This window comes from Azospirillum doebereinerae (assembly GCF_003989665.1).
GTDB classification, from domain to species: Bacteria; Pseudomonadota; Alphaproteobacteria; order Azospirillales; family Azospirillaceae; genus Azospirillum; species Azospirillum doebereinerae.
The window spans coordinates 124,367-140,815 of record NZ_RZIJ01000021.1 but is presented as its reverse complement, the minus strand read 5'-3'; the positions used below and the strand labels follow the sequence as shown (position 1 = coordinate 140,815).

The window sequence follows — 16,449 nt, the reverse complement described above, 5'->3', positions numbered from 1 at the left end:
GGCGCCGTTTGGCCATTGGGGCACCCAGACCTTCGTCGCCGCCCTGCGCTGCGACGGGCTGACCGCCCCGTGGATCATCAAGGGCGCGATGAACCGGACGCTCTTCGAGACCTATGTCGAGACACAACTCGCCCCGACCCTACGGCCGGGTGATGTCGTCATCCTCGACAACCTATCCAGCCATAAGAGTGAAAAGGCCAAGGCCGTCCTCAAGGAGCGTGGCGCCTGGTTCCTCTTCCTGCCGCCCTACAGTCCCGACCTCAACCCTATCGAAATGGCGTTCGCCAAGCTCAAAGCTCATCTCCGACGCATCGGCGACCGCACCATCGAGGAGCTGTGGAAAGCTGTCGGCTCCATCTGCGACCTCTACACACCAGACGAGTGCTGGAATTATCTCAGGCACGCCGGGTACGCGTCAGATTAAACGCTCGAAGCTCTAAGCAAAGCAATGCCCTTTCGCTCAGCAAGCGACGCCCATGATGAACGGCGTGCTTCCGGCTGCATCGTTCGGCACCGACATGCATGATGGGGTCGATCGTTAGGAAGAGCCTGTGAAATGCGCCGTGTTGGACCGCGTTCAGACGGATAGTATTTCAGGTGCCCGATCGACAGGACGCCAAAGCAGCGGTTCCGATTGAAGCGACAGCGATATGTCGATAAATTTCCAAACAATATTGCGAATGCATCCCCATGAACTTGTGTGTTCAGCGCGCGGAATGGGGTTTGGCGAAAGAAACACGATACATGAGTTCACCCCCCATAGCCGCCTCGTCCCACCCATCGTCGGAGCGCAGCGCGGAAACCGCCGAGTTCGAGTATGGCTTGATCGTCGCCGGCAACGCCTTTCACCGCTGGGTGGTCCGCTGCATGACCGCCGCCGGGCTGGCCGAGTTGTCCTCGCTGGAAGTGCTGCTGCTTCACAGCGTCAACCACCGCGCCCGCGACAAGAGCCTGTCCGACATCGGCTTTGTCCTGAACATCGAAGACACCCACATCGTCAACTACGCTCTGAAGAAGCTGCTGCGGCTGGGGCTGGTGGAGCGGGGAAAACGCGGGAAGGAGGTCACCTACCGCAGCTCCGACGCTGGGCAGGAAGCGGTCAGGCGCTACCGTGAGATCCGCGAGGATTGTCTGATCCGCTCGCTGGAGTCGCTCGGCACCGTCGACCACAAGCAGATCGGCGAGGCCGCCAACCTGCTGCGGGCCTTGTCCGGTCTTTACGACCAGGCAGCACGGGCGGCCACGTCCCTGTAATGGTCAGGTCTGCGCCCGCGCCTTGATACCCGTCGCCAACAAGCGCGGGAACGGGACAGAGGACGACAAGCTCTCGCTCATGATCGACCTCGCGGGCAGGCGTTACGGATCGCGACCTGTAGCGTCATCCCACAGGCCCGGAAGACTGGCACCTCGCCAAGCTCGACGGAAAACCGCTTTCCCATGCTCAGGCGGTGGCTTTCTCGGCGGCGACAGCGCGCCGGTCCACGACTGCGGCAGTATGGTTGTCGTGGTTGGGTGACGGAAAAATCATACCCAAACGATCAGGCCACGCGAGGCGGGACAGACCGGCGGAAACCACGATAGTGCCGTCTTGTGTTCACATCTCGGCCGGCTCTCCGTCCAACGCCGCCAGCTCCGCCTCGACGGTGGCCAAACGGTCGCGCAGGCGGTCGCGCTCGGCGGTCAGCGTCTCGCGACGGCTCGGCGCACCGGACGCGGCTTCGGCGACGGCTTGACGCAGGTCGCGCTTGAAGCGAACGATCTCCGGTCGGGTCACGTCGGGACGGATCAGGTTGCGCTGGTCGGCCAGACGGAGCTGTTCGGTCGTCAGCGTCGCCAGCTGGTAGACGGTTGCGTAGCTTGGCGGCAGCTTCGTTCCGGGTAGCCGGCCGCTGTCCACCGCCTCGGCCACCATACGCAGCTGGTAAGCCACCTGATAGCCGAAAGGCAGCTCGTTCTCGACCATCGCCTGGAACTCGCCATGCGCCAGCCGGGTGCGCGCCTGCATCAGGTAACGGCCGATCAGCAGAAACCGCTCCTGGGCGCTACGCCACAGCGTGGCGATCTCCTGGACAAACTCCTCGCGGTGGAGCAGATCCAGTGGCGTCTCGGCCATCCGCTCGATGCGCTCGTCCACCGCCATGTGGCGACGGGCCTGCGCCTTGGACACCTGTTTGAACCCACTCATCGCGCCAACTCCAGTTCGTGACGGACGAAGGCCCAGACCCCGGCCATGTGCTCCACTCCCTTGCCCCCCTTCAGCTCCAGCAGACCGAGGCCACGGCCGGCGGTGAACTGGATATCTTCGTAATCGGGGACCTCCACAGGGCAGATCCGGCCATCCCCCAACAGCTTGCGTTGCGCCTCTGTGAACCCGCGGGTGCGCGGCTTCACGCGGTTCATCACGAAGGCGGCGTTCTTGCCGTAGCGGCGGACGAAGCGCATCCAAGGCCGCACCGAGTCCAGATCGTCGTCGGACTGTCCGGTCGGCACCACGATCAGGTCCGAGGAGAGCGCCAAAAGCTTGAATTCTTCCGGATGGTCCTCGATGGAGGGCGGCGTGTCGATCACCAGAAGGTCGAACCCCTCGATCCCGGCGAGCGCGTCGCGGATATCGGTCGCGGACATGCCCGCCTCGAAATGCGTGATCGGCACCATCCCATCCGGTCGCTTGGCGAACCATTTGGTCAGGCTGCGCTGGGGGTCGAGGTCCAGCGTCGCTACCGCATGGCCATCGAGCGCCGCCGCCACTGCGATGTTCCGGCTCAGCGTGGTTTTGCCGACGCCGCCCTTCGGGCCATTGACCAGCAGCCGCTTGACCGGCGTTCCACCGTTGCCGTCTATTATCACCATTCCCTTTTCCTCGAACCGCTGCCTTGCGCGACTTGTAGCAGAGCGGCCCCGCCACGCAAACCTAAGACGTGTCTTAACTCTGCGTCTTAAATCCGCGGCCCCGCCGTTCCGCCCGGCATACGGCGCACGGCGTCGCTCACCAGCCGCTGGACGGGCGCGCGTCGGTCGTCGGAGGCGGCTTCCCCGGCCTGCGCGACGCGGCGCAGTCGGTCAGCCAAGTCGCGCTCGGCGGCACAGGCATCTTCGCACAGGGCGCGGATTTCCGCGATGCTCGGGCGCCATTTCCGGGTGCGGCGCCAGACGCGGGCGGCGTGGTCGATGGCCCAGCCGGGAAACTCGCCCAGATCGTCGGCCCAGTCCATCGCGAGCAAACGCTCCACATCCGGGGTCGTCGCCTTGGCCGGAAAATGACTGAGCAGGGCCAGCACACGGCCCAGAAGATGGTTGGCCGGGGCCGGGGCCAGCACCGCGCCGTCGATCTCGGCCAAGGCCCGGCGGGCCATCGCGGCGTGGCGCGGGGTGACGCCATCGGGCGGCGTCCATTCCTCGGCGAGGCCGGCGAAGCCGTCGTCAGTGAAACGGCTGCGCCGTTCGATCCGGCCGGCGGTGAGGACGGCCCTCAATGGTTCGGGCAGGCCATCGGTCAGCATCCGGGTACGCAGCGCCGCCGGCATGGCGGGGTCGAAGGGCAGCGGCGACGGGGTGGGCAGGGCTTGCACGTTGGTCATGTCACACCCAGGGTGAGGAGGCGGTGGAAGAGCCGGCGTTCAGATGGGCGGCGACGCTGGCCCAGGCGGAGATTCGCTGCTCGGCTTCGGCGGCACGGGCGACTGCGGAAGCGGGTTTGCGTGGCGGTTGTGGCCGCTGGTCGCCAGCCTGCTTTTCGGCGACCCGTTTTTCCGGGGTCAGATCCTGGAGCAGCCAGGAGCGCCAAGCCGCTCCGATGTCACGGTAACGATAACCATGGGCTTGGCAGCGGCGAACGAAGAGTTCGGCGTGGCGGTCGAGGTCGGCCTCGGGGAAGCGTCCCACCGCCCAAGTCCGATCGGCCTCAGCAGGCACCCAATCGATGGGTACTTCCTGCGCCATCGCCTCGATGCGTTTGCGCCCACGGAGCGAGTCCGGAATCTGTTCTGGTTGATCGTGTTTCTGACTCGCTGCTGGACAGGGGGAGTCCGTCTTTGAATCAGGGGGGGGACCTGCCCCCTGGGTGGGTGTCAGGCGCAAGCGGTAGCGGCAGCTGAGGCGCCCGCCGTTCGATCCGCTGCGGTGTTCGATGATCACGAGACCCAGCGCTTCCAATCGGCCAAGGATGCGGTTGACGGTCGGACGACTGCGTTTGAGCTTGGCGGCCAGCGTTGCCTGCGACGGCCAGCAGACCCCGACCTCGTCGGCGTAAGTGCTGAGTGCCGCCAGGATGGCCAACCCGTCGGCGTCCAACTCGGGATGGTCGAGCCACCAAGCCGGAATCCGCCCCCACCGTTCGCCGCTCTGGCGTTCGCCAGCGTGACGTTCGGTCGTAATGTCGTTCGGGATGTCGGTCATGATCCTGCTTGAGCCTCCGTCGGTCGGGTCCGTGATCGGGGCCGAGGATTCGAAGCGGAACCGGCGAAAGTCGAATCGCGGGCAAGCGCTCCATGGCGCCTTTCCTCGCGGTCCGAAAGCCTTTCCCCGCGACCCTGGAGCGATAGGCCGCAGCTATGGAGTTTTTGCCCGCGATTGCCGTCCGAATCGGATTCCTGGCGCCTTTGGTCGCGGAATTGGAGCGATTGCCCGCGATTGACGCCTCAAGCGATCACGGTTCTTGAAGCCATTGCTCGCGATTCCCCGAAACCCGAGTCAGATCAACGGGAAAGAGGGGCATGAACAGGCGGGTATCCGGCAGTAAGGTCCCTCGAAACGGCAAGACGAGCCGACGTTCCATTGCCGCGTTCGACCGGAATTCGGTCGGGAGTCCATGATTCCTGGCGTCTTTGCTCGCGATTCCTGACGCCGCTCGTTCGCTTATGAAGCCACAGCCCGCGATTTTCCGATTCGCTTCGGCGAGTGTGGCCATCGCGGGCTATTGCTCCACAAGCGCGGGCAATGGCTCTATCATCGCGGGGAAAGGCGTCATGATCGCGGGCTGCCGCTCCATCGTGGCGGCGCTCCAAACGCGATGAGTCTTCCGGTTCTGTTGCGCCCGGACGCGGCCCGCGCCATGGTTGGGGTTCGACACGCGGAGACGACGATGACCAAGATGGCCCCGACCAGCGCGGCCCAGCTGATTCTGTTCGAGCTGGAGGACCGTTCGCAGTCGCACCTGATCGCCCTGTACGATCTGGCGCCACGCTTCGTCTTCGTTTCGCGGGACAACGACGCCAAGGACAAGGGCGAGATCGTCACCAAGGACAGCTTCACCAAGTCGGTGCGCCGGGAGTTCTCGTTCCGTGGCCGCAACTACCGCCTGACCGTGCAGCCCGCCCGCATCGACCGGCTGAGCGCGCTGCGCCGGGACGACCGCGCGCCCGGCAGCGCCCCGGATCTGGTGGAAGTCGAGATCTTCCCGTCCGAGCGCGAGCAGGTGGTGGAGCAGGTCGTCCGCCGTCTCGCCATGGACCGGTCGCGCCTGTCGCTGACGGGCGAGAACCGCGACAAGGTGCAGATGCGCTTCAGCCTCTACGAGATCCAGCGGGAACTCCGGGCGGTCAACCACACCCTGTCGATCCAGGACATCCGCGAATCGCTGACCATTCTGGCCCGCTCGCGCATCATCATCTCCACCGGCCCGGCACCGGAGCCGGGGAAGAAGAGCCGGGGCCAGAACATCCTGGAATCGACGGCCTTCCCGGTGCTGGCGATCCGCTCGCGCCCCGACCTGACCGACGAGGACGGCGGCGTCGAGGAGACCTATCTGGAGTTCAACCCGCTGGTCTCCGCCGCCATCCGCGACCTGGAGTTCAAGCCGGTTTCCTACGCGTGGCTGATGAAGCTGAAGTCTCCGGTGTCGCGCTGGCTCTACAACCGCCTGTCCATCGAGTACGACACCGCCGAGGACGACGCCAAGCCGGTCGCCATCAGCGCCGACGAGATCATCAAGAACAGCGGCATGAACGAGTGGTCACGCCTGCGCGACACGCTGCGCGTGGTGACCGCCGCCGTGGACGCGCTGGTGGACGAGGGCATCCTCGACCAGGCGGACAAGGAATACACCAAGGTCGGCAAGCGCATCGACGCCATCGACTATCTGCTGACGCCGTCCGCCAAGTTCCTGGAACAGGTCCGTCGCGGGCGCCGCGTGCAGCGGACCAACATCGAGCTTCTCAAGGCCATCGTCGGCAACGTCGGTCGTCCGGACGGTTTTGTGCCGCTGCGCACCGCCGAGGCGGTGGAGATGCGCGGCAAGCGCGCCAAGCGCCTGCTGGCCGACGCGGCGCAGGTGTCCCTGCCGCTGAACGACGAATGATCGCGGCCGGGCTGGGCGGCGAACCGGCCCTGCCCGCCCTGCGTCGTCACAGGCGCGACCTCAAGGGATCACGCCGTCCCCAGCCGATGCTGCAGGAAGAAGCGCAGCATCTCGCGGCTGGCGTCCGGTCCCTTCGGATCGGTGTAGGAACCCGCCTTGCTTCCGCCCATCCAGGCATGGCCAGCTCCGTGAACGGTCCATTGCTCGCACAGCACGCGGCCGACGGGGTCGGTGTGGATGGTTTGCTTGTGGGTGCGGCCGCCCGGCGTCTGGCCGTTCCGGTCGGTCACCAGCGTGTCGTGCGACGCCAGGATCTGGGCGGCGACGGCGTCGGCGTTGCGCGGATTCACGGTGGAGTCCTGGTCGCCGTGGAAGACGATGACCGGAGCGCCCCGGCCGCTCCGCTCGCCACCGCTCGTGCCTTGGCGCATGGCCGCGAAGGCTGTGGGCACGTCGCGGGCGGATCCGACCGGGAGTCCGGAATGCACTCCGACGGCGGCGTAGAGGTCGGGGTAGGCGGTCCCCAGGATGGCGGCCATCGCGCCGCCGGCCGACAGACCGGCGGCGTAGACGCGGGCCGGATCCACCGGGTGGTCGCGCATGATCTTGCGGGTGATGCCGGCGATCAGCGAGGGCTCGCCCCGGTCGCGCCCTTGGTCGTCCGGGTTGAACCAGTTCCAGCATTTCTGCGCGTTGGCCGTGGAGAGCTGTCCCGGATAGGCGACGAGGCAGCCATGCTCCTCGGCGAGCGCGTTCATCCGCGTGCCAGCGGCGAAGTCGTCCGGCCCCTGGGTGCAGCCGTGCAGCATGACGACCAGCGGCAGCGGTCCGGCGGAGCGGTTGGCCGGAACATAGAGCTTGTAGTCGCGGCTGCCGGCCGGGCCGGTGAAGGACAGCGTCTCGAAGGAAGCGCCGTCGGGCAAGGGTTCCAGCGGGGCGCCGCCGCCCAGCCCGAGGTCGAGCCCGGCCGGCAGCACGCGGGCGGCAAGGCCGCGCAGCGTTTCGCCCAGACCGGTGCGGAGCCGTGCCTGCGGTGGCTGTTGAGGAGGAACGGGGGAGGCCGCGCCCCGTACGAGCCGCTGGATGAGGGCCGTCGCCTCGGTGAGCTTGCCGGAGCTGGTGAGGCGGGTGATCTCGGCCATTTCAGGCGGGAGCTTGTGGGACATGGTCATGCTTTCCGTGTGCGGAAGCCGGGCGGAGCCGGTCCGTGGTCTGGACAGAAATCTGTTGGACGGAGAAGTGCGAGGCGGCGCTACTGGATGCGGTCGGCCAAGGCCGACTTGACGGCGGCGCTGGCGTGCAGCGCGCCCAGCACCGACAGCGAGGCGATGGTGGCGCGGGCCAGATCCGGGGTGACGTCGGGAGCGATGGTGGCGAGGCCGAGCACGCGGATGTCGAGCATCTGTCCGGCTTCCCGTACGGCTTCTAAATCTCCGCGGCTGAAGTGGCGCAGGCCGAGATCGACGCTTTTGCGCGTCACCGCCTGCCGGACGACCTCGGCGTGCCGGTCGATCTGGTTGCGAATGGCGGTGCGGATGAAGTCGGTGCGGTTCGAATAAAAGCCCTCCTCGACCATCAGGTCGATGTGGCCGAGATCGACGTAACCGAGGTTGATGGTGATCTTTTCGCTGTCGGGGGCCTTGGGCCGCAGCTCACGCACGGGGTCCATCTTCGGTCTTCCTTCCCTTCACCATCCGTCTGGATGGTATATGGATGTCCATAGGAAGGCGTTCAAGGCGATGGCGGCGGGGTGGCTCCGTTTTCCCAATAGGGTGGTGCGCCGAAGCGGGCGCGCAGGAAATCGGCGAGCGTCCGAAGCTTGGCGGACGGTCGCCGGCCCTCGGGGTGGGCCATGACGATGAACTCGGGTTCGGCCTCCGCGCCGGCGTCGATGACGCGCAGCGCGCCGGCCTCGATGGCGGCGCCGACGATGAAGAGCGGCAGCAGGGCGATGCCCAGCCCGGCGATGGCGGCGTCCCGCATCATGTCGCCGTTGTTGACGCGCAGCGCGACGCCCGCCCGGACGATCTCCGCCCCCGCCGCGCCCGGAAAGCGCCAGTCGGCCACCCCCCGGTTCGTGTAGAAGATGCCGCGATGCCCGGCGAGCGCGTCGAGCGAAGCCGGCGTGCCATGGCGCTCCAGATAGCTAGGAGCCGCCACCAGCACGCGGCGGCTGGGGGCCAGCCGCCACGCCATCAGCCGGGAATCCACGACCGGCCCGTGGCGGATCACGGCGTCGTAGCCCTCGGCGGCGGCGTCGACCCGGCGGTCGTCGAGTTCCAGAGTCAGTTCGATGGCGGGGTGGCGGGCGAGGAAGGGGTAGAGCGCCGGGCCGAGATGCATCCGCCCGAAGGTCACCGGCGCGGCGATCCGCAGCGGCCCGACCAGATCGCCCCGGCGCTCCGCCAGATCGGCCGCCGCCTCCTCGACCTCGCGGACGATGCGGGCGGCCCGCTCGTGGAAGGCGGCGCCGTCCTCGGTGAGCGAGAGCTTGCGCGTCGTCCGGTGCAGCAGGCTGGTGCCCAGCCCGCGTTCAAGCTCCGCCAGACGTTCGCTGACCACCGATTTCGACAGCCGCAGCCGGCGCGCGGCCTCGCTGATCGACCCGGCCTCCGCCACGGCCACGAAGGTGGCCAGCCCTTCCAGCTTCATCATCCCAGCCTCGTCATCGTTCGGGATTCCCGAATGGCAGTTCCAGAATCCGGAGCCTAATCCGAACGACCGTTCCCCGCCATACTCCGTGGCGTGAACAGGGAACGGCGACGGCGGCACGATCCGCCGCACCGGTTCCCACCCTTCCCATCCCTCGCGATCAAGGCGAATTCCCATGACCAGACTTACCGGCAAGCGCACCCTCGTCACCGGCGGCACCAGCGGCATCGGCCTGGAAACCGCGCGCCAGTTCCTTGCCGAGGGCGCCCGCGTCGCCGTCACCGGCACCAACCCGGCGACCATCGAGGCGGCGCGGGCCGAACTCGGTCCCGATGTCCTCGTCATCCGGGCCGACGCCGGCGACGCCGCCGGACAGACGGCGGTGGCCGACGCCGTCGCCCGGGTCTTCGGCGGACTCGACGCCGTGTTCGTCAACGCCGGCGTCGCCGATTTCCGTCCGCTCGACCAATGGGACGAGGCGGGGTTCGACCGGTCCGTCGCGGTGAACCTCAAGGGGCCGCTCTTCCTGGTGCGGGCGCTGCTGCCGATCCTCGCCAACCCGGCGTCGATCGTTCTCAACACCTCGATCAACGCGCACATCGGGATGCCGAACTCCAGCGTCTACGCGCTGACCAAGGCCGGTCTGCTGTCGCTCGCCCGCAGCCTGTCCGGCGAACTGATCGGGCGCGGGATCCGGGTCAACGCGGTCAGCCCCGGTCCGATCGCGACCCCGCTTCATCATAAGTTCGGGCTGTCCGAAGCCGACCGCGCCGCCATGGCCGCCGGCATCCTCGGCCAGATCCCGGCCGGCCGCTTCGGCGACCCGTCCGAGATCGCCAAGGCGGTGGTTTTCCTTGCGTCGGACGAATCCGCCTTCACGGTCGGCGGTGAGCTGATCATTGACGGCGGCATGAGCACGTTGTGACCGGCCGGGAGGACGCCGGCCGGCCTCTTACCCCTCGCCGGGCGCGCGCTTCGGCAAGCCGGGCAGCAGCGCGCGCGTCAGCAGGGTGACGCCGGTGCCGAGCAGGGCGCCGGCCAGCACGTCCGACGCCCAGTGGCGGTGGCGCACGACACGTCCGCTCGCGAGCACCGCCGCGCAAGCATAGACCAGCGCCGCCTCGCCCGGCGTGCGGGTGGCCGAGGCGACGGCGGTCGCGGCGGCGAAGGCGCTGGCCGCGTGTCCAGACGGGAAGGAGCGCGCGCTGATGCGGTGCCCCGGCTTGCGGCGCGGCTCGCATTCGTCGGGGCGGCGGCGGCGGATGTGGGCCTTGATAGTGCGGCTGGCGGTGGCGGTCGCCAGCAACCCGACCATCCCCACCGCGCCGGCCCGGCGCAAGCCGTCATGGCCGGCGGCCATTCCGGCGCACCACGCCGCGGCGAAGCCGGGGATCAGGATGTGCCGCTTTATGACGTAACGGCCCGCGGTGGCGACGGCCGCGCTGATCGGGCCGGGATCGCAGGTGCAGACGTCGTGGACGCGGGCGTCCAACTCGTCGATCCGGCTCAGGGTCGGGCGCAGGACGTCCGGCACCGGCGTTCCGTTGAACCCCATCGCGTCGCTCGTCATCACGTCGCTCAAGGCATCACCCCTCCGTTTGCGTCCGAACGGAACGCTTGGGAGGGGGGGAGGTTCCCGCCACGCTTACGGCCGCCAGCCGGCCAAGCTCTCCAGCAGCGGCGTCAGCACCCGGCGCAGCCGGTCCGCCCGGTCGGAGCGGTAGGCGAAGGGCGGGCCGTCCTCGTCCATGTAGCGGTCCTGCGCCAGCTCCATTTGGAAGGCGTGGACGCCCTCGGCCGGGCGGCCGTAATGGCGGGTGATGTGGCCGCCGACGAAGCGCCCGTCGGTGACGCAGCTCAAGCCCTCCGCCGTGGCGGCGGTTTCCATGACCGACCGGATCCGGGCGATCAGAGCCGGATCGGCGCTGGTGCCGCGCGCGGTGCCGAGGTTGAGGTCGGGCAGGCGCCCATCGAACAGCCGGGGCATATGGCTGCGGATCGAATGCGCGTCGTAGAGCAGGGCGAAGCCGTGGCGTGCCTTCACCCGCGCCAGCTCCGCTTCCAGCGCGTCGTGGTAGGGGCGCCAGTGGGTCTCGACGCGGTCGGCGATCTCCGCCGCGCCGGGGGCCTGCCCGTCGCGGTAGAGCGGGCGCCCGTCGAACAGCGTGTCGGGGCAAAGGCCGGTGGTCGCCTGTCCGGGGTAGAGGCTTTTGCCGTCCGGCGGCCGGTTGAGATCGACGACGTAGCGGGAGAAGCGCGCGCTCAGCAGCGTCGCGCCCAGCTTGCCCGCGAAGTCGTAGAGGCGCGGGATGTGCCAGTCGGTGTCCGACAGGGTCAGCGCCTCGGGCGTCAGCCGCTCCGCCAAGCCCGGCGAGAGTTCGGTGCCGCAATGGGGCATGCTGATCACCAGCGGGCCGTCGCCCCGCGTCAGGTCGAAGACGGACGCGGTCATTGTGCGCCCTCCAGATCCACCGGCATAAGCTCGTCGAGTGCGCCGCCGCGCACCAGCGCGCCGATGGCCGCCAGATCCGGGGCGAAGTAGCGGTCCACCTCGTAGCGCGGCACGACGGCGCGCACGGTGGCGATGGCTCGCTCCAGCCGGTCGCTGGTCTTCAGCGGACGATGGAACTCCAGACCCTGAATCGCGGCCAAAAGCTCTATGCCGACGATGTCGGCGACGTTGCCGGCGATGTCGCCCAGCCGCCGCGCCGCGAAGGTCGCCATGCTGACGTGGTCCTCTTGGTTGGCGGAGGTCGGCAGGCTGTCGATGCTGGCCGGGTGGGCGTAGGTCTTGTTCTCCGACGCGAGCGCCGCCGCCGTGACGTGAGCGATCATGAAGCCGGAGTTCAGCCCCGGCTCGGCGACCAAGAAGGGCGGCAGGCCGCTGATGGTGGTGTCGATCAGCATGGCGATGCGGCGTTCCGACAGGGCGCCGATCTCCGAGGCGGCGATGGCGAGCTGGTCGGCGGCCATCGCCACCGGCTCGGCGTGGAAGTTGCCGCCCGACAGCACCTCGCCGGTGTCGACCAGCACCAGCGGGTTGTCGGTGACGCCGTTGGCCTCGATCACCAGCGTGCGCGCGGCTTGGCGCATCTGGTCGAGCACGGCGCCCATCACCTGCGGCTGGCAACGCAAGCTGTAGGGGTCCTGCACCCGGTGGCAGTCCGGCCCCTGGTGGGCGGCGTTCAACGGGCTGCCGGCCAGCGTGTCGCGGAACAACCCGGCGACGGCGATCTGGCCGGGCTGGCCGCGCAACGCGCTGATGCGGGCGTCGAAGGGACGGTGGCTGCCCATCACCGCTTCGACCGACAGGGCTCCGGCCACCAGCGCCGCTTTGTATCCGCGCTCGATCTCGAACAGCCCGGCGAGCGCCAAGCCGGTGGAGACCTGGGTGCCGTTGATCAGCGCCAGACCTTCCTTGGCCTTCAGGTCGAAGATCGGGAGGCCGGCGATCCGCAGCCCTTCTTCGGCGGTGACGGTCTTGCCCTCGACGCGGGCGTGGCCGATACCGAGCAGGATGCCGCAGAGATGGGCCAGGGGCGCCAGATCGCCCGACGCGCCAACGGAACCCTTGGACGGGATCATCGGCAGCACGTCGGCCCTGTGCAGCGTCAGCAGCGCGTCCACCAGCTCCGGCCGGACGCCCGACGCGCCGACCGCGAGGCTGGCCGCCTTGATGACCAGGATCAGCCGCACCACCGCGTCGGACAGCGGCGCGCCGACGCCGGTCGCGTGCGACAGGATCAGGTTGCGCTGGAGCTTTTCCAGGTCGGCGGCGGCGATGTGGGTGTGGGCCAGCTTGCCGAAGCCGGTGTTGACGCCATAGACCGCCTCGTCGCCGCCGGCGATGGCGTCGATCACGGCGCGTGAGCGGGCCATGCGCGGGTAGGCCGCCGGATCCAGCGTCAGGGCCGGGCGGCCCCGGTAGATCGCGCGCAGGGTGTCGAGCGACAGTTCGCCCGGAACCAGGGTGATGGCGGTGACGGTGTCGCTCATCCCAGAAGTCTCCCGATGGTGTGTGTGAAGCGTTCGGCGATCGCATTCTCCTGCGGGTGGCGGCGGTCGCGGACGACGACGCGTCCGGCGACGATCACGTCGCGCACGAGGTTGGCGTTGCCGGCGAAGATCCAGCCGTCGAGCCAAGCGTCGCCCGACCGGGCGGCGAGCAGCGGGTGACGGGTGTCCAGAACCACGAGGTCGGCGCGCAGCCCCGGCGCGATGCGCCCGGCCTCGAAGCCGCAGGCCTGCGCCCCGCCCGCCTGCGCGTCCTCGACCAGACGCCGCGCGGTGGAGCGGCGCGGGCCGCCGGCCAGCACGGTGCGGCGCCCGCTGGTCAGCCTTGCGCCGTATTCCAGCCAGCGCAGATCCTCCACCGGGCTGACCGAGATGTGGCTGTCCGACCCGATGCCCCAGCGCCCGCCCTGTGCCATGTAGGATTCGGCCGCGAAGAAGCCGTCGCCGAGGTTGGCCTCCGTCGTCGGGCAGAGGCCGGCGACGGCGCCGCTGGCGGCCACCGCCGCGACCTCCGCCTCCGTCATGTGGGTGGCGTGGATCAGGCACCAGCGGCCGTCCAGCGCGTGGCGCTCCAGCAGCCATTCCACCGGGCGGCGGCCGGAAAAGGCGAGGCTGTCCTCGACCTCCTTGCGCTGTTCGGCGATGTGGATGTGGATCGGGCCATCGGGATGGGCCGCAACGGTCTCGGCCAGCAGGGTTTCCGGCACGGCGCGCAGCGAATGCGGGGCGATGCCGAGCCGCACGTCGTCGTCGTTTCCGTAGGCGGCGCGCAGGCGCTCGGTCAACCGCGCGAACCCGTTTCCGTCGTGGACGAAGCGGCGCTGCCCGGCGGTCGGCGGCGTCCCGCCGAAGCCCGACGCGTTGTAGAGCACCGGCAGCAGGGTGATCGGCAGGCCGACGGCGCGCGCGGCGGTGACGGCGCGGTGGCTCATCTCGGCGGGGTCGGCGTAGGGGTGGCCGTCGCGGTCGTGGTGCAGGTAATGGAACTCGGCGACGGCGGTGAAACCGGCCTTAAGGGTCTCCACATAGAGCTGGGCGGCGACCGCTTCGAAATCCTCGGGCTCCATGCGGTCGAGCGCGCGGTACATGACGTCGCGCCAGCTCCAGAAGCTGTCGGCGGCCCCGTCGCCCGAGGATTCGCCCATGCCGGCGATGGCGCGCTGGTGGGCGTGGGAGTGCAGGTTGGCGATGCCGGCGACGGCGGCGCCGTCGAAGCGCTCGGCGCCCGGCGGGCAGGGCGCATTCGTCTCAATCCCGGCGATGCGGCCCCGGCCGTCCAGGCGGACCAGCACGTCATCGGCCCAGCCCTGCGGCAGCAGCGCCGAGCCAAAAAACAGGTTGCTCATGCAAGCGCCCTCGTTATTATAGACAATACTATACAAGTATAGGCAACCCGCTGCCAAGGGGCTTTGCGGGAGCTCGCCGGGACAGGGAGACGCCGATGCCGACCGCCGCCTTATGGGACAGCCTGTGGGTCGACCTGTCCGTCGCGACGATGGCCGACGCGGAGGGCTACGGCGCCATTCCCGACGCCGCCATTGGGGTGAAGGACGGCCGCATCGTCTTCGTCGGTCCCCGCGCGACGCTGCCGGGGCCTATGGAGTCTTTGGCCGCGCATGTCCATTCCGGCGGCGGCGGCTGGATGACGCCGGGGCTGATCGACTGCCACACCCACCTCGTCTACGGCGGCAACCGGGCGCGCGAGTTCGAGATGCGGCTGGAGGGCGCCACCTACGAGGAGATCGCGCGGGCCGGCGGCGGCATCGTCTCCACCGTCGCGGCGACCCGTGCGGCGGCTGAGGACGCCCTGCTGGCGGCGGCGCTGCCCCGGCTCGAAAGTCTGCTGGCCGACGGCGTGACAACGGTGGAGGTGAAGTCCGGCTACGGCCTCGACACCGCCAGCGAGACGCGCCTGCTGCGCGTCGCCCGCCGGCTGGGGCAGGTCCGGCCGGTGGAGGTCCGCACCACCTTCCTCGGCGCCCACGCCCTGCCGCCGGAGTTCAAGGGCGACGCGGACGGCTACATCGACCTCGTCTGCAACGAGATGCTGCCGGCGGTCGCCGAAGCCGGGCTGGCCGACGCGGTGGACGCCTTCTGCGAAAACATCGCCTTCTCGGTGGCGCAGACGCGCCGGGTGTTCGAGACGGCGCGCGCGCTCGGCCTGCCGGTGAAGCTGCACGCCGAACAGCTCAGCAACCTCGGCGGGGCGCATCTGGTGGCGGAGTTCGGTGGCCTGTCCGCCGACCATGTCGAGCATCTCGACGAGGCCGGGGCCATGGCGATGGCGCGGGCCGGGACGGTGGCGGTGCTGCTGCCGGGCGCCTTCTACGCCCTGCGCGAGACCCAGGCCCCGCCGGTGGAGTTGCTGCGCCGCCACGGCGTGGCGATGGCGCTGTCGACCGACAACAACCCGGGCACCTCGCCGGTGTGCTCGCTGCTGCTGATGCTGTCGATGGGCTGCACCTTCTTCCGGCTGACCCCCGCGGAGGCGCTGGCCGGGGTGACCCGCCACGCGGCACGCGCGCTGGGGCTGGCCGACCGGGGCGTGATCGCGCCGGGGATGCGGGCGGATCTGGCGCTGTGGGGGATCGACCATCCGGCGGAACTGTCCTACGCCATCGGTTTCAACCCCTGCCGGGCGGTGGTGAACGCGGGCGTGGTCCGCGCTCCCCGCGTCCCGTCCTGAGAGAGCCGATGTCGATGAGCGCCGTGTCCGTCGCGCAGCCGCGCTACGCCCAGATCAAGGAGACGATCCGCCGCCGCATCCACGCCGGCGACTGGCCAGAGGGCTTTCAGATCCCGTCCGAGCACAAGCTGCTGGAGGAGTTCTCGGTCAGCCGGATGACAGTGCACCGGGCGTTGCGCGACCTGACCGACGAGGGGCTGCTGACCCGCGTGCAGGGGCTGGGCACCTTCGTCGCCGAACGCCCGCCCAGCATGGAGGTGGTCGAGCTGCGCAGTATCGCCGACGAGATCGCGGCGCGCGGCAACCGCCATTCCTGCACCGTGGAGCGTTTGCTCGCGATTCCGGCCGACACCGGTCTGGCGCGCCGCTTCAACCTGCCGGTCGGGGCGACGCTGTTCCATTCGGTGGTGGTCCACCGCGAGAACGACGTGGCGGTGCAGCTGGAGGAACGCTGGGTCAACCCCTCGGTGGCGCCGGCCTATCTGGAGCAGGACTTTGCGCGGCAGACGCCCGGCGAGTACCTGATCCGGCTGGAGGCCGCGCCGCAGGTCGAGCACGTCATCGAAGCCGTGGCGCCGACCGACGAGATCGCGGCGCTGCTGGAGATTCCGTTGTCCGAACCCTGCCTGCGCGTCACCCGCCGCACCTGGGTCCAGAAGCGCGTCGTGACGGTGGCGATGCTGGTCCATCCGGGCAGCCGCTACCGGCTGGGCGCCCGGTTCCAGTTGCCGCCGCCGTGACGGCGGCCCCCTCCCTAACCCTCCTCCGCTGACGCGGGAGAGGGAACCGACGCCGCTTTCCC

Annotated in this window: 17 protein-coding genes; 6 read left to right on the top strand and 11 right to left on the bottom strand. The window is 69.1% G+C overall.

Going from position 1 to position 16,449, the window contains the following annotated elements; translation table 11 throughout:
* Both EJ913_RS23205 and EJ913_RS23200 read left to right on the top strand, forming a co-directional pair.
* Nucleotides 1-424: IS630 family transposase (locus EJ913_RS23205; protein ID WP_127002354.1), on the top strand; the 424-nt coding region annotated here is incomplete at its 5' end.
* A 320-nt stretch (nucleotides 425-744) separates the two neighbouring features.
* A complete protein-coding gene (locus tag EJ913_RS23200) occupies nucleotides 745-1,254 on the top strand; it encodes a winged helix DNA-binding protein (RefSeq protein WP_127002352.1) in 510 nt (169 codons plus the stop codon).
* A 340-nt stretch (nucleotides 1,255-1,594) separates the two neighbouring features.
* Here EJ913_RS23200 and EJ913_RS23195 read toward each other — a convergent pair whose 3' ends face one another.
* The 4 genes from EJ913_RS23195 to EJ913_RS23180 all read right to left on the bottom strand — a co-directional run bounded on the left by EJ913_RS23195 (nucleotide 1,595) and on the right by EJ913_RS23180 (nucleotide 4,395).
* A complete protein-coding gene (locus tag EJ913_RS23195; protein ID WP_127002350.1) occupies nucleotides 1,595-2,185 on the bottom strand; it encodes a hypothetical protein in 591 nt (196 codons plus the stop codon).
* Nucleotides 2,182-2,850, bottom strand: a complete 669-nt coding sequence (locus EJ913_RS23190) for a ParA family protein (protein WP_127002348.1) — start codon at nucleotides 2,848-2,850, stop codon at nucleotides 2,182-2,184. The genes EJ913_RS23195 and EJ913_RS23190 overlap by 4 nt, the downstream gene beginning before the upstream one ends.
* Before the next feature lie 86 nt (nucleotides 2,851-2,936).
* Complete coding sequence (locus EJ913_RS23185) at nucleotides 2,937-3,578, bottom strand: hypothetical protein (protein WP_238520676.1); 642 nt, start codon at nucleotides 3,576-3,578, stop codon at nucleotides 2,937-2,939.
* Nucleotide 3,579: 1 nt separating this feature from the next.
* Nucleotides 3,580-4,395, bottom strand: a complete 816-nt coding sequence (locus tag EJ913_RS23180) for a helix-turn-helix domain-containing protein (protein ID WP_127002346.1) — start codon at nucleotides 4,393-4,395, stop codon at nucleotides 3,580-3,582.
* A gap of 685 nt (nucleotides 4,396-5,080) precedes the next feature.
* On the opposite strand from EJ913_RS23180, the gene EJ913_RS23175 reads away from it, so the two are divergent.
* Nucleotides 5,081-6,295 carry a plasmid replication protein gene (locus tag EJ913_RS23175; protein ID WP_127002344.1) on the top strand — a complete coding sequence of 405 codons (1,215 nt, stop codon included), beginning with the start codon at nucleotides 5,081-5,083 and terminating at the stop codon, nucleotides 6,293-6,295.
* A gap of 68 nt (nucleotides 6,296-6,363) precedes the next feature.
* On the opposite strand, the gene EJ913_RS23170 is transcribed toward EJ913_RS23175, so the two are convergent.
* The 3 genes from EJ913_RS23170 to EJ913_RS23160 form a co-directional block, all read right to left on the bottom strand.
* A complete protein-coding gene (locus EJ913_RS23170) occupies nucleotides 6,364-7,461 on the bottom strand; it encodes an extracellular catalytic domain type 1 short-chain-length polyhydroxyalkanoate depolymerase (RefSeq protein WP_127002342.1) in 1,098 nt (365 codons plus the stop codon).
* A gap of 86 nt (nucleotides 7,462-7,547) precedes the next feature.
* On the bottom strand, nucleotides 7,548-7,964 hold the full coding sequence (locus EJ913_RS23165; protein WP_127002339.1) for a CopG family transcriptional regulator: 417 nt from the start codon (nucleotides 7,962-7,964) through the stop codon (nucleotides 7,548-7,550).
* Between the two features lie 62 nt (nucleotides 7,965-8,026).
* Entirely contained in the window at nucleotides 8,027-8,950 is a 924-nt protein-coding gene (locus EJ913_RS23160) for a LysR family transcriptional regulator (protein WP_127002337.1), read from the bottom strand.
* A gap of 172 nt (nucleotides 8,951-9,122) precedes the next feature.
* Here EJ913_RS23160 and EJ913_RS23155 point away from each other — a divergent pair, with 172 nt between their 5' ends.
* On the top strand, nucleotides 9,123-9,872 hold the full coding sequence (locus EJ913_RS23155; protein ID WP_127002335.1) for an SDR family oxidoreductase: 750 nt from the start codon (nucleotides 9,123-9,125) through the stop codon (nucleotides 9,870-9,872).
* 27 nt (nucleotides 9,873-9,899) lie between these two features.
* On the opposite strand, the gene EJ913_RS23150 is transcribed toward EJ913_RS23155, so the two are convergent.
* The 4 genes from EJ913_RS23150 to EJ913_RS23135 form a co-directional block, all read right to left on the bottom strand.
* Complete coding sequence (locus EJ913_RS23150; RefSeq protein WP_238520716.1) at nucleotides 9,900-10,520, bottom strand: phosphatase PAP2 family protein; 621 nt, start codon at nucleotides 10,518-10,520, stop codon at nucleotides 9,900-9,902.
* A gap of 72 nt (nucleotides 10,521-10,592) precedes the next feature.
* Nucleotides 10,593-11,399, bottom strand: coding sequence for an N-formylglutamate deformylase (gene hutG, locus EJ913_RS23145; RefSeq protein WP_127002333.1), 807 nt, complete (start codon nucleotides 11,397-11,399; stop codon nucleotides 10,593-10,595).
* Entirely contained in the window at nucleotides 11,396-12,943 is a 1,548-nt protein-coding gene (gene hutH / locus EJ913_RS23140) for a histidine ammonia-lyase (protein WP_127002331.1), read from the bottom strand. Before hutH ends, hutG begins: the two co-directional genes overlap by 4 nt.
* On the bottom strand, nucleotides 12,940-14,307 hold the full coding sequence (locus EJ913_RS23135; RefSeq protein ID WP_127002329.1) for a formimidoylglutamate deiminase: 1,368 nt from the start codon (nucleotides 14,305-14,307) through the stop codon (nucleotides 12,940-12,942). The genes hutH and EJ913_RS23135 overlap by 4 nt, the downstream gene beginning before the upstream one ends.
* Before the next feature lie 95 nt (nucleotides 14,308-14,402).
* Between EJ913_RS23135 and hutI the strand changes: the two genes are divergently transcribed.
* Entirely contained in the window at nucleotides 14,403-15,647 is a 1,245-nt protein-coding gene (gene hutI / locus EJ913_RS23130; protein WP_127002327.1) for an imidazolonepropionase, read from the top strand.
* Between the two features lie 14 nt (nucleotides 15,648-15,661).
* Nucleotides 15,662-16,387, top strand: coding sequence for a histidine utilization transcriptional repressor HutC (hutC, locus tag EJ913_RS23125; protein WP_342353714.1), 726 nt, complete (start codon nucleotides 15,662-15,664; stop codon nucleotides 16,385-16,387).
* The last annotated feature ends 62 nt before the right edge of the window (nucleotides 16,388-16,449 follow it).